Genomic DNA, 12,483 nt, shown 5'->3' on the forward strand with positions numbered 1-12,483 from the left:
GGAACGACGTCGGCTGCAGGTTTCGGGGGATCAGCATGGCCGCACGCACCGAGCGGATCTTTGAGCGGATCTACGAGGGGCAGTCGCTAGAGGGGAACGTTCGGCCTGCCATCTTGAAGTCGTGGCGCAGATGTCAGGAGCTCGGGCTCGTCCCTGAGCGACTCGAATTCGCCGATCCGGTCGAGGTCGACGTGGACTGTGCCCTGGCCCGGGTGGCCCGACCGGTGTTCGAGCGGTTCCGGGTCGCGATCGCGGACACGGGCACGGCTCTGCTCCTCACCGACGAACGGGCCAGAATGCTGCAGCGCTACGAGAGTGATCTGCAGCTGAAAAGAGCGCTCGACCCCAGGTGTCACTTCCCGGGCGTGGAGTACACCGAAGCACTCCTCGGGACCAACGCCGCAGGCACTCCCCTGCGTGAGAAACGGTTGGTGCAGGTGGTGGGCTTCGAACATCTGGCCGGATGCATGCAGCCGTTCACCGCCACCGGTGTCCCGATCCTCGACCCGCTCACCGGGCACGCGCGCGGTGTGGTGACGATCTCGTGCCTGAACAAATACGCGCATCCGGCGATGAGCGTGTTCGCCCGTCAGGTGGCCGAGGCCATCGAACAACGGCTCCTGGAGCAGAGCACCGCACAGGAGCGCGCCCTGCTCGACGCGTACCTGCGAACCGCGGACCTGCCCGACCTCCTGCCCGCCCAGGAGGCTGACTCGCTGCTCCGCGATCTCCCCCTCGGCGATCGTCTCGCGCTGGAGGAGAAGGCCGCCGAGCTGATCGCGTACGGGCAACGGGCGGCCGTCGAGGTCTCCCTGTCCCACGGCCGTAACGCCACGCTGCGCTCCCTACCCGGGCCGGAACCCACCGGTATGGTCGGCGTCGTGGCGCAGGTCCGGATCCAGGGCGGCCGGTGGCAGTCCCTCGGCGACGACCCCGTTACGTCGACATACGATCGGCTGGGCCGGTCGACGGCCCCGTCGGCGACCGTCGCGCACCACCAGAACATCGCGAACGTGGGTCTTGTCGTCAACGACAGCGCCGCAGGCGGTGGTGATCCTGTGAGTGGCGCACCCATCGCGGATCGCCTTCCGGTGGTGGGCGACGCGGGACTCGGCACGGGCGAGCAGGGCGAGACGCGGCTGCCGTCCGACTCCCCGCAGGAGGCGTTCACCCCCATCGCCCCGTGGCTGTTCCTCTTCGGCGAACCGGAGGTCGGCAGGCTCGCCACCGCGGCGCGCAAGCGCCTGAGGTTGCTGTGCGAGGCCGCCATGAACATCGGTCAGACCCTCGACGTGGTGCGGACGGCCGAGGAACTCACCGGGGTGACCGTCTCACGGTTCGCCGACCTGGTGACCGTCGATCTCAGCGAGGACATCGTGCTCGGTGAGGAGCCCGCGGCGCTCACCGGCGGCCTGCGCCGGGTCGCCGTACGGAGCGCCCAGGAGAACGTGAGCCCGGTCACCGCGGGCGAGCCGGTGCACTACCTCCCCTCCTCCCAGCAGGCGCGCTGCTTGGCGAGAGGGGAGACGGTGCTCTGGCCGGATCCGGGCGGCGCTCAGCCGGCGCGGGTGACCGGAGAGCCGGCCTCCTCGGTCATCGCGGTGCCGTTGCTGGCCCAGGACAGGGTTCTGGGGGCGGTGACGTTCACGCGGTGGCAGACGTCCGATCCGTTCGAGGCCGACGATGTCTCCCTGGCCGAGGCACTGGTCAGCCGTACAGCGGTGTGCATCGACAACGCCCGCCGCTACACCCACGAGCGAGCCATCTCCCTGGAACTGGAACGTGCCACCGCGTCGCTGCAACGGTCACTCGAACTCCAGCGGCGATTCACCACCGATGCCTCCCATGAGCTGCGCACCCCGCTTGCCGGACTGCGTGCGCAGTTGGAGGAGGCGCAGTTGCATCCCGACCAGACCCACCTGGGCGAGCTGATCGACTACGCGCTGCGCGATGTGAACCGGCTCCAGGCCATCATTGACGACCTGATGCTGCTGGCCCGGCTCGGCGCCGTCCCGCCTACCGCCTTCGAGCGCGTCGACCTGGCCGAACTCGCCGAAGCCGAAATCCGCAGCCGTACCGGCGATCGCCACGAGGTGCGCCTGGACGCGCGCCCCGGTGTGATGGTCGATGTCGTCCCCTCGCAGATCTGTCGGATTCTGCGCAATCTGCTCGACAACGCCCAGCGCCACGCCGCGCACACCATCGTGGTGCGGGTACGCCGCACCATCGGTAAGGCGGAGCTCAGCGTCACCGACGATGGCCCGGGAGTCCCTGAAGCCGAGTATGACCACATCTTCCAGAGCTTCACCCGCCTGGACACCGCCCGCAGCCGTGATCACGGCGGCACCGGACTTGGACTGGCCATCGCCCGCGGCATCGCGCACGCCCACCACGGCACCCTCCACGTCCGGAACGCCCCCTCTCACGGGGCGCGCTTCGTCCTTCACCTGCCACTCATCAGCCCGTCCTCTGCGGGGCAGGGCGCATGAGGACCCGGCGAGGCGGTCCCAGACCGGCAGCTCAACAAATCGCCGCCCCGCCCCGACCGGCAGGCTGACCGCCCCAACGGCCTCGAATCAGGTCGTCCGGAAAGGCGACGGCCACGGTTCCGGCGCGGGTGCGGTAGCCGTTGCGGCGGTTGGTGCGCTCCTCGGTCCGCTCGCCGTACAGACCGTCGGCCTCGGCCGGCCTCAACGTCTCGGCCAGGGGCGCGGCTTGTTCAGGGGTGTGGCGGCGGCATCGGACCGGCCGACGGCGCGGTTGGCGGGTCAGGGCTGGGTGTTCTGTGCGTTGAGGTGGGCCTGCAGGTCCTCGGCGTTGAAGATGTTGTCGGCCATGAGGTCGGCGGCGCGTCCGTCGAGTTCGGTCTGCATCTGGTGGGAGCGGGGGATCATGGTCTTCTCGTACGCGCGCAGGGCGTCGTCGATGACGGGGTTGTGGGTGAGGGCGAGGGCGAGTTCGAGGGCGTCGAGCATGGCGAGGTTGACGCCGAGTCCGAGCGGGGGCATGAGGTGGGCGGCGTCGCCCAGCAGGGTGATGGTGGGGTTGGGCTCCCATGCGTGCGGGACGGGTAGGGCGTTGATGGGGCGCTGGAGATAGGGGCCGTCGTTGTCGGTGATGACGCGGCGCAGGCCGGGCGCCCAGTCGCGATAGGCGTCCAGGAGGAGGGCGCGGACGCCCTCGGTGTCGTCGTGGGTGAGGCCGGCCTGGGCGAGCCAGTCGAGGGCGAGGCTCTGGATGAGGTAGACGCGGATGTGGCCGCCGCCGTTGTGCTGCGCGAACATGCCGCGCTCGCCGTCGCCGGCGACGGCGCTGCCGTTGCCGACGAACTCGGCGACGTCGGGGTGCCGGGTGTCGGCGTCGTGGAACCAGGCCTCGACGAAGGTGATGCCGGTGTACTGCGGGAGGGCGGCCGAGATCGCGGCGCGGACCGGGGACCAGGCGCCGTCGGCGCCGATGACGAGGTCGGCTTCGGTGGTGGTGCCGTCAGTGAAGCGCAGCAGGCGCGGACCGTCGGAGGGACCTTCGACAGTCCGCAGGGCGTGGCCCCACCGGACGCTGCCGGGGGTGAGGGAGGCCAGCAGCATGTCGCGCAGCACGCCGCGCTCGATCTCGGGGCGGTGGGCCTCGTCTTCGTCGGGGACGTGGTGGAAGCCGAGCTCTCCCGAGGCCGCGTCGTACTGACGCATTTCCTGGCCTTCGGGGCGGCTGAGGGCGAAGAAGTTCTCCAGCAGGCCGGCCTCCTTGAGGGCGAGCTGGCCGCTGTCGGCGTGCAGGTCCAGGCTGCCGCCCTGGTTGCGGACGCCTGCGGCGGCATCGGCTTCGTAGACGGTCACGGCGATGCCGTGCTTTTGCAGGATGGTCGCGCAGGTCAGGCCGCCGGGGCCGGCGCCGATGATGGCGATGCGGGGTGCGTTCACAGTGATGCTCCGTTTCGTGGTCCGGCCTGGCAGCCGGTGGCGACGGGAGAAGAAGGGGTCCAGGCCCGTGCGAGGGCGGGGACGTTGTCGGAGGCCGGCGGCGGGACGGCCTTGCCGAGCGGCACTTCGACGATGAACAGCGCGGCCACCACGGCGACGGCGCACAGGACGGCGCCGACGAGGAAACGGGCGGCATCAGCAGCCCGGAGTTGACCGCCGAGGCGCCCTGCATCCTCTGCTGAAACAGCGGCAGGTGCAGGCCGGTGCCGAGCATGACGCCGAGTCACCCACCGCACGTTTCGACACCGCGGCGGGCCCCGAAGCGGGCTCGGGGACGGTTTCGGGCACGGCGGATCACTCCCTGTTCTCAAAGGCTTTGGTGGAGGGGCAAGGGCCGCAGGCACTCCTGCCGACCGCCACACCGAGACAACCACACCAGATTCAAAAGTGCAACAGGACAACTTTTGGACCTGAGCAATAAGTGGTGTAGGTTGCTTTCATGCTTGATGACAGCCCTGCTCCCATCGGGCGCCGTGAGCGCAAGAAGGCCGCCACCCGCCAGGCCATCGCCGACGCCGCCCTGCGGCTGTTCCTGGAACGCGGCTACGACGACGTGGGCATCCGCGAGATCGCCGACGCCGCCGACGTGTCGACCACCACGCTGTTCAAGCACTTCCCCGTCAAAGAGGCCCTTGTCTTCGACGAGGCCGAGGACGTCGAGAAGAGCCTGCTGACGGCCGTACGCGACCGCCCTTCCGGCCAGTCGATCCCGGCCGCGCTACGCGAGCACGCCCTGCGCTTCCGGCGGGCAGGCGCCAACAGCACCCCCGAGTTCCGGGCCTTCCTCGACCTGATCAACAGCACCCCGGCGCTGAGCGACTACCAGCGGGCCGTCTGGCTGCGCTACACCACCTCCCTCGCCCGAGCCATCGCCGAGGACAGCGGCCTGCCCGCCGACGACCCGGCCTGCACCGCCCTGGCTCACTTCGCCCTCGAAGCACCCAACTCCGTACACGGCCACCACGACGCCGGCGAAGCCATCACCAGCGCCTTCGACCTCCTCGACCGCGGCTGGCAGAACATCGCCCCCCGGCCGTAGCCGACGGGCTCGCCCCTCCGGCCTGTTCGGTGGAGTGTCGGGATCGGAAGGTTTACCGGCACCCTCTGCCGCGCCCCGCGGGTGCGGTCACCACCGCGTTCGTCCGAGCCGCCCTTCGCGGTTCGACGGCTTCTCCGGTGGTGACGACGCTTCCGGGGGTCATGTACGGCCTCCGCGAGGATCGGTCAGCCGAACCGTAGGACGAACCGCCCGCGAACGCCGCGCCGTTCGAGCGAGCGATGCGCGTCACCGACTCGGGAGGCCGGCAGTTCGTCGGCCACGCGGACGGTGAGCCGTCCTTCACCGGCGAGTTCGGCAAGCCGGTCGAGCTCGGCAGCGGCCATCGGGAAGCCCGTGATGCTCTTCGACTCTGTCCACAGGCATGGCCACATCCGCAGCCAGGAACATCTAAGGGTGGACCTTCCATCGCAGCGCTACACCGTCTGTGCGGCCTATGCTCAAACCGAGACCGCCTACCTAGTGATCGTTCAGCTTGGCAGGCACATCTGATCCCGCGGGATATGTGCGGGATGATCTTCGAGTCTTCATGCGGAGCGCATGTGTCGCCGCAGCTCAAGGCTGTTGCCAACGCAAGGAACGCGGCCTCCTTGAAAACCACTACCTGTGGGGAGCCGTCGCTCAGGGGGCTTCGGCACAGAGCAATCCCGGGGAAGGGCGTTCTGTCAGCGGGGTTTGGGAGAGTCTGCTTCATGGTCTTCTTCATCTACCGCAGTGTCTATGAAGGTCCCGCCGGCAGGCTGGTGCGCCATTTCCCCGATGAAACGGTGCTCGACTGGTTCCGGCGGGCATGGGAGGAGACGAAAAGGAGCGACGCGGACGAGTGGCTCGAACGCGAGCTCGGGGCGGACGTCTACGGGCTCTCCAGCGTCTTCAAGGCCGGGCTGCCTACACCCACGAGTACGGCGGGACTCCACCGCCTGCTGAAGAAGCACCTCTATGTCGAGGGGGAGCTGCGGGTCGACGAGCACAGCGTACGGGTGCTCACCGATGACGACGAGGTCATGCTGGCCTACTTCTTCGTCGAGGACACCCTTGTGGCGGCCGAGCCAGACCGCTGGGCCTACCTGTCGCACGACGAGTGGGCACTCCCCGACGTCCCTCCCGGCTTCTCCGGTGGCCGACCGTTCGTCTCTCCGGTGCAGACCGGAACCACGACATCCGCACCACCCGGTGGTGAGGGGGCAACTTATGTGGTCATGATGACCGTCTACTCCACCTTCAACAGCATGGGCTGGGATACGCCGGACTGTTTTCCCGGCATCCGGTTGCCGCAGCTCGCGGCGACCATCCGAGAGACCGACGCGCCTGTCGACAAGTGGTCTGCGGAACTGGCCATCGTGCGTGCCCTCGTGGCGCCCGGCGAGGACGAGATCGGCTCTGCTCTGGAGCGCTGCAACCAGTGGCCCGCCTTCGAACAGGACCTCTCAGAGACCTTCGGGCGGAACGTCTCGGAGATGTACGGCGCGCACCGGCAGGCGCACGAGTTCGCACTGCGTCTGCTCGAAGGTTCCGAGCCTCTCCACGGCCGTGACCCAGGCCGCACGTTTATCAGGCGGAGTGAGCACATAGTTCAGATGACCATTCACACCGATGACCGCTTCGGCTACCGGCAGTGGTTCTTCTTCGACGACGTCTGGGCCGCCGCCCATCCCGATCTGGCCGCCTCGCTACTGCACTACGGCCTTCATTGGGATCCTCGTTGTCCCCGTGGCCACAGGATCGGGAAATGCGTTCCTTGAGCGGCGGCGTCGAACCGCAGGCGTACCGGATGATCGGATCAAGATCCGGAACATGTGTGGAACGTCGCCGCCTCTTCGCCTCTCGGGCTTCTCGGTCGAACGGCGGCCGTGCAGCATACGTGTGATCCTCATGAGGATCGCGGCGACGCGATACGGTTGCGCCACAGGTGGGAGGTCGTCTCTCGGCCGGAACGGTCACGAGGACCGCCCTGCTGGTTGGCTCCATTCATTGATCACGAGAACTCTCGCGGCACACGTCAGAATGTGTCCATGGCTGATCCAGTAGACGACCCGGCGGCCGAGGTCGTTGAGCGCTACGCGGTCGCCGCGCCGGAGCATGAAACCGCCCGTTACCTCGATCTTCTTCATGGCAACTTCGTCAACCTGGCCGGCTGGGAGCGAACCAGGTTCCTCCGCTCGTTGGGCCACGACGCTCAGCAGGTCACCGACGCCGACCTCGAACGCATGCTTCAACGGGGAGAGTTCTCCGGCTGGCGGGAAAGGCTCGCCGCGGCGTGGCTCATCGGCCTTGACCGGCGCACCCGGTTCCGCGAAGTTCTGGCCGACCTCCTCCTGGAGAGCGACCTCGTCTACGCCGGTCAGGGGTACAGCTTCGCCATCACCCGATTCGGGCAGCCGGAAGACGCCGACATTCTCATCGCCTACCTAGAGCGGTACCTGCCGCAGCGCGACTGCCATTACGACCAGGATTGGGTCCTCGGCGGGCTCCTCCACCTCGACGAGACGCTGGGCACGGACCACGCCCAGGGATTTCTCACTCCCGACGGACTTTGGAGCGGCTCCTCGTTCTCCCGCCAAGATCCAGCCGACTGCCGCCTCCGGATCGCCGAACTCCTTCGTTTCGCCGACCAGGCGATGGAAGCCGACGCCTGAGGCCGCTGAAACACCGAAAGTCTGCTCCAGCATCCACAGCCCGGCTGGGCCGCCGTATCCCATGCGCTTCGTGCCGGACAACACGATCCGCAAGGCCAAAAAGCACACCGGCAAGCCGACGTACCCGCGCGTTCGCACCTGAGCGTCTGCTCACCACGACTTTTCACCTTCTTCCGGCGGGCGCGACCAGATGCGCATCAGCGACCCCGCGGAGCGACGGTGAGCCGGGTGATGTTCGGGAAGATCAGGTCCGGGAACCGGGGCGGGTTCTCCTCCAGTACCTCAAGGTTCGGGAGGCGCTTCGGAAGCTCGCGCAGGAGAATGTCGCCTTCGAGCCGAGAGAGCGGTGCTCCGATGCAGTAGTGGCTTCCGGCCGTGAACGAGAGGTGGCGGTTGTCGGGGCGTGAAAGGTCGAAGACGTCGGGGTTCTCGAAGCGGCGCGGGTCACGGTTCGCTGCGGCCAGGCTGAGCAGCAGGTGCGACCCCTGCGGGATAGGCGTGCCGTCGAGCTCCAGTCCTTCGCCTGCGTAACGCCAGAGAAAGTGGATAGGCGTGTCGAACCGCAGGTTCTCCTCCCAGGCCGCGGCGGCCAGGGTCGGGTCACCGGCAAGGAGCCGGTACTGGTCGGGGAAGCGGGCGGTGGAGTCGACCACGTTGGTCATCGCCACCATCGTCGTGTGGTAGCTGGCGATGAAGAAGCCGACCAGGGTGACCACGAGCTCGTTTCGAGAGAGGCGGTTCCCGGCCGCTTCCGCGTTGATGAGAGCGCCTACGGCGTCGTCGTCGCCGACCTTGCCGCGAAGCGTGTCGACGATGTCGCCGATGTAGTCGAAGTAGAACTGTGCGACCTCATCGGCCTCGGCGAGTTGCTCCGGGGTGAGGTCGCCTTGACTGAAGATGGCGTTCAGGGCCGGCACCCGCTGCAGGACGGTTTCCGCGTCTTCCATGGGAGCGTGCAGTAGCCGACAGGCGATCCGCGCCGGGACCTTCATCGCGAAGTCGTGCACGAAGTCGACCTCGCCGTCGTGCTGGGAAAGCTCGTCGAGGCCGGCGATGATGAGCTCCTCCACCCAGGATCGCATTCGGGTCACAGCCCGCGGTTGGAACGCCGGAGCCACGAGCTTGCGCAGGCGGGTGTGTGCGGGGGCGTCGGTGGACGGCATCGACAGCCGGTAGAACTCGGACGCGGGACCCTCGCCGATGTGTGCCGGGTGCTCTCCGGGGCGTGGCTGCACGGTGTTCGTCGGGAACTTGAGCGTCTTCTCGACCTCGGCGAAGCCGGTCACCAGCCAGGAGTCCTGCCCGTTCACGACAGTGCGCGTGACCGATGAGATGTCTCGGATGTTCCGATAGGCCGCGTAGCGGTCTGCGGCGAAGGCGGGGTCCGCAGGGTCGAGGTGAACGAGGTCGGATGTGTTGGTCACGGGTGCACCCTCTTCTGTGCGGGCTCTCCGACAGGGCTTGTGATGGGAACCAGGCGGAAGCCGGGGCGACGACCTATGTCGGTCGCTCCTCGTGGGCCCTCATGACACCGCCGCCCCCTGCTTCCCCGGAACCGCGAAGCGATGCCGGGGTCGGCTGGGCGTCCACCGAGCGCGCCGTATGCGTGCTCGACCGGGACGGTCGCAAGGCCGCCGCGTTCACCGTCGTCCGCATCGCCGCCTCGGCGGCCTCGCTGACCGAGAAGCGGCCGGCCGGGTTCTGCGCCAAGCAAGGCTGCTCCGGTGAGAGGCTCGCCGCGATACTGCTCCGGCGCGGCGGACAGAACGGCACATCCTACGGTCCGGCCTTGCGCAGCGGTGCCCGTCAGGGAGCTGAACAGCAGGTCGCAGCCTGACTTTGATTTTGAGATCGGCACAAGGGATGTCATGACACATTCCTCTGGCAACCGTGGCGAGCCAGCCGGGATTACCTCCGGTTTCATCGAAAACAGACGTGGGGCACGTCACAAGTGCGGTTTCCACGACGGCTTGGGAGGCGAGCGGTAGAAGGAAACGACAGGAAACGCAGCGCGGCGGCCGACGTCAGCTGACCGCTGCAACGAGGCAACGAAGTCCGAAATATCCTACTGAAGCTTAGCGAACCAGTCGGCCTAGAGCGGCTTGCCACGAAGCCAGGCATCCATGGCCGGCTCGCCGTTGATGTTCTGGATCTCGACGCGCAAGCCGCCCGAGTTGCGGAAGCGGGCAAAGCCGAGAACACCCTCGCCGTCGTGGTACGGCGTCAGGTCGAGAGTGAGCCCCCGCTCTTCAAGGCCGCGAGCGGCCGTGGTCAGGTCGTCGACTGCGTACGCGACGGGAAAGACCCTGCCGAGGACCGATGAAGCAACCCAGCCGGACCCGCTGGGGGACATGACCGGCTCCCTAGGCGGCATTTCAGGCCGCGGTCGCAGTTCGTGCAGGGACCGTAGGCTCCGGAGCAGGCCCTCGTCATCGGTAATCTCCAGAAACGCCTCGGCTGGCGTGGTGATTCACACAACGATGCCGGTTCGCGACCGGTAACCGAGGCTGAGATCGTGATGAGAGCCGATGGCAGGCCCGCTCTACTGTTCGACAGCCTTGATTCAGCTTCGCGAACCTGACCGGCCGCAGAAAGACCACCGGTGTGCCCACGCGGGCGCACCGGGCCGGAAGGAGTCGGCAGAACCCGCTCCGACCCCATCGCCGCGAGCGGCGCAAACAGTAAACCGGCAGGTGAGAACCCTCTTGCCTGTCCGGTTCGATTCCCGTAACCCGCTCCGCTTACAAAGGCCCAGGTCACAGACCTGGGCCTTGATTGTTTCCTCAGGCGTTTCTCTCCCACTCGCTCTCAGCGGAAGCCCGCGGACCGGGGTATTGATGATGCGATGCAAATCATGGGGCGCCCCGCCTTCGTGACCTCGTCCTCTTCTCTATGAGACTGTGAGTTTCTATGAGGCTGTGAGTTTTGGCGCCGTCTCCGGACGGCGGCGGACCTGGGCGACCACTCGATGATGAGGCGCCCTTCCCGCCGGTGGGCGTCCTGTGCCACTCGCGCGGACGGGGGTGGCTCGGCTTTCTCGCTTCACCGCGAATCGGCTGGGGCCTCGCCGGTGGATCAGCACCAGTCTCCCGGCCTGGCCCAGGTGAGGAAGCCCTCCTGGGCCCCGGCGGGTGACGCCGGAGGCTCGGTGACGGTGTATCCGCCCCGGTAGAACAGCAGGGGCCGCTCGCTCGGACCGGCGCCCAGCTCGTGCACCCGGCCCACGGCGATGTAGTGGTCTCCTGCCTCGTACACGGCCTCCAGTGAGCAGTCCACCCAGGCCAGCGCCCCTTCCAGCAGTGGCGAGCCGCTGGGCGAGCGCCGCCAGGGGGTGCTTGAGAAGCGGTCCGCACCGCCCCGTCCGAACAGCGTGCTGGTCTCGCGCTGGTCGTGGGCCAGCACGCTGACGGCGAAGCGGCCTGACCGCTCGACGTCCGGCCAGGTTCCGGACGACCTGGCCGGGCAGAACAGCACGAGCGGCGGGTCGAGCGAGAGCGCGGCGAAGGACTGGCAGGCGAAGCCGACCGGCCGCTCGTCCCGCATGGTCGCGACGACCGTCACGCCCGTGCAGAAGTGGCCCAGGACCTGCCGGAAGAGCGAGGGGTTCACAACATGCCCACCGTGACGTCCTCGCCGAACTCCCCGTCACCGAAGAGCTTGAGCGCCGCCTCCGGGTCGTTGGCGACGTGTACCCGTGCCGCGTGCGCGTCGCGCCAGAACCGCTGGATCGGGGTGCCCTCGGCGAGCGCGCCCGCTCCGGAGTTCTCGAAGAGCTGGTCCACGGCCGCGATGCACCGTTCGGAGGCCCGTACCTGGTCGCGGCGCAGCCGCAGCCGCAGCGCGGTGGGGATCGGCTCGCCGCGCCGGGCGGTGTCGTAGATCTCGGTGATGTTGCGGGTGAGCTGCAGCCATGCGGCGTCCACCTCGCTGGCCGCGCGGGCGACGCGGACCTTCGCGAACGGGTCGTCCTTCGCCTTCTCCCCCGCGAACACCCGCACGCGCTGCCGCTGGTGCGCCACGTGCGCCTCGTAGGCGCCGGTGGCCATGCCGACCAGCGGGGTGGCGATCGTGGTGGTCATCAGCGAGTAGAGCGGGATGCGGTACAGCGGGCTCGGGTTCACCTCCTGCCCCGGACAGACGCAGCGGAAGGAGTCGGCGAAGCTGAGCACGCGGTGTGCGGGAACGAAGACGTCCTCGGCCACCACGTCGTTGCTGCCCGTGCCGCGCAGCCCCACGGTGCGCCAGGCGTCGCGGACGGTGTAGTCCTCGCGCGGCACCAGGAAGGCCACCCAGTCGGTGGGCCTGCCGTCCTCACCCATGATCAGGGCCCCGAGGATGGCGGCGGTGGCGTGGTCCACCCCCGAGGAGAAGTTCCACGTGCCCGACAGGCGGTAGCCGCCCTCGACGGCGGTGGCCCGGCCGACGGGCGCGTACGCGGAGGAGACCAGGGCGGCGGGGTCGCGTCCCCAGATCTCCTCCTGCGCCGCGGCCGGGAAGGTGGCGACGTGCCACGCGTGGGCGCCGAGCACCGAGGCGACCCAGCCGGTGGAGCCGCAGGCGCCGGCGATCAGGCGCACCGCGGTGTAGAAGGTCACCGGGTCGGCCTCGTGGCCGCCGAAGCGCACGGGCTGCAGTAGACGGAAGAAGCCCGCCTCGCGCAGCTCCTTGATCGATTCCGCGGGAACCACGCGGGCGTCCTCGGCCGCCTGCGCGCGTTCTCTGAGGACGGGCAACAGGTCGCGGATCGCGGTCAGCACGTGCTCGCTCATCTGGCTGGGCTCCTGTGTCGGAGGGACGGTGGCCAGAATCT

Annotated in this window: 11 protein-coding genes; 5 read left to right on the forward strand and 6 right to left on the reverse strand. The window is 68.3% G+C overall.

The features are described from left to right. The first annotated feature begins 35 nt into the window (after positions 1 to 35). Positions 36 to 2,489 carry an ATP-binding protein gene (locus ACFYY8_RS10030; RefSeq protein WP_390039121.1) on the forward strand — a complete coding sequence of 818 codons (2,454 nt, stop codon included), beginning with the start codon at positions 36 to 38 and terminating at the stop codon, positions 2,487 to 2,489. A gap of 279 nt (positions 2,490 to 2,768) precedes the next feature. Here ACFYY8_RS10030 and ACFYY8_RS10035 read toward each other — a convergent pair whose 3' ends face one another. After that, positions 2,769 to 3,920, reverse strand: coding sequence for an FAD-dependent oxidoreductase (locus ACFYY8_RS10035; RefSeq protein WP_390039123.1), 1,152 nt, complete (start codon positions 3,918 to 3,920; stop codon positions 2,769 to 2,771). A gap of 499 nt (positions 3,921 to 4,419) precedes the next feature. Here ACFYY8_RS10035 and ACFYY8_RS10040 point away from each other — a divergent pair, with 499 nt between their 5' ends. Beyond that, the gene (locus ACFYY8_RS10040; RefSeq protein WP_390039125.1) at positions 4,420 to 5,019 is read left to right on the forward strand and encodes a TetR/AcrR family transcriptional regulator; all 600 of its coding nucleotides are present in this window, start codon (positions 4,420 to 4,422) and stop codon (positions 5,017 to 5,019) included. 185 nt (positions 5,020 to 5,204) lie between these two features. Here the strand turns inward: ACFYY8_RS10040 and ACFYY8_RS10045 are convergent, their stop codons facing one another. Beyond that, positions 5,205 to 5,411 (reverse strand): zinc-binding dehydrogenase, encoded by a 207-nt coding sequence (locus tag ACFYY8_RS10045; protein ID WP_390039127.1) that lies wholly within the window; start codon positions 5,409 to 5,411, stop codon positions 5,205 to 5,207. Positions 5,412 to 5,729: 318 nt separating this feature from the next. On the opposite strand from ACFYY8_RS10045, the gene ACFYY8_RS10050 reads away from it, so the two are divergent. Together ACFYY8_RS10050 and ACFYY8_RS10055 are read left to right on the forward strand one after the other, a co-directional pair. Beyond that, positions 5,730 to 6,779, forward strand: a complete 1,050-nt coding sequence (locus ACFYY8_RS10050) for a hypothetical protein (protein ID WP_390039129.1) — start codon at positions 5,730 to 5,732, stop codon at positions 6,777 to 6,779. A 270-nt stretch (positions 6,780 to 7,049) separates the two neighbouring features. Further along, positions 7,050 to 7,673 carry a DUF6000 family protein gene (locus ACFYY8_RS10055; protein ID WP_390039131.1) on the forward strand — a complete coding sequence of 208 codons (624 nt, stop codon included), beginning with the start codon at positions 7,050 to 7,052 and terminating at the stop codon, positions 7,671 to 7,673. A gap of 197 nt (positions 7,674 to 7,870) precedes the next feature. On the opposite strand, the gene ACFYY8_RS10060 is transcribed toward ACFYY8_RS10055, so the two are convergent. Further along, the gene (locus ACFYY8_RS10060; protein ID WP_390039133.1) at positions 7,871 to 8,959 is read right to left on the reverse strand and encodes a cytochrome P450; all 1,089 of its coding nucleotides are present in this window, start codon (positions 8,957 to 8,959) and stop codon (positions 7,871 to 7,873) included. A 320-nt stretch (positions 8,960 to 9,279) separates the two neighbouring features. Here ACFYY8_RS10060 and ACFYY8_RS10065 point away from each other — a divergent pair, with 320 nt between their 5' ends. After that, positions 9,280 to 9,510 (forward strand): hypothetical protein, encoded by a 231-nt coding sequence (locus tag ACFYY8_RS10065; RefSeq protein WP_390039135.1) that lies wholly within the window; start codon positions 9,280 to 9,282, stop codon positions 9,508 to 9,510. A gap of 255 nt (positions 9,511 to 9,765) precedes the next feature. Here ACFYY8_RS10065 and ACFYY8_RS10070 read toward each other — a convergent pair whose 3' ends face one another. The 3 genes from ACFYY8_RS10070 to hsaA form a co-directional block, all read right to left on the reverse strand. After that, the gene (locus tag ACFYY8_RS10070; RefSeq protein WP_390039137.1) at positions 9,766 to 10,026 is read right to left on the reverse strand and encodes a hypothetical protein; all 261 of its coding nucleotides are present in this window, start codon (positions 10,024 to 10,026) and stop codon (positions 9,766 to 9,768) included. A gap of 722 nt (positions 10,027 to 10,748) precedes the next feature. Continuing rightward, entirely contained in the window at positions 10,749 to 11,282 is a 534-nt protein-coding gene (hsaB, locus tag ACFYY8_RS10075; RefSeq protein ID WP_390039139.1) for a 3-hydroxy-9,10-secoandrosta-1,3,5(10)-triene-9,17-dione monooxygenase reductase subunit, read from the reverse strand. Continuing rightward, complete coding sequence (gene hsaA, locus ACFYY8_RS10080) at positions 11,279 to 12,442, reverse strand: 3-hydroxy-9,10-secoandrosta-1,3,5(10)-triene-9,17-dione monooxygenase oxygenase subunit (RefSeq protein WP_390039141.1); 1,164 nt, start codon at positions 12,440 to 12,442, stop codon at positions 11,279 to 11,281. Before hsaA ends, hsaB begins: the two co-directional genes overlap by 4 nt. Positions 12,443 to 12,483: the final 41 nt, after the last annotated feature.

Source organism: Streptosporangium sp. NPDC001559 (genome assembly GCF_042893955.1).
GTDB lineage: Bacteria > Actinomycetota > Actinomycetes > Streptosporangiales > Streptosporangiaceae > Streptosporangium.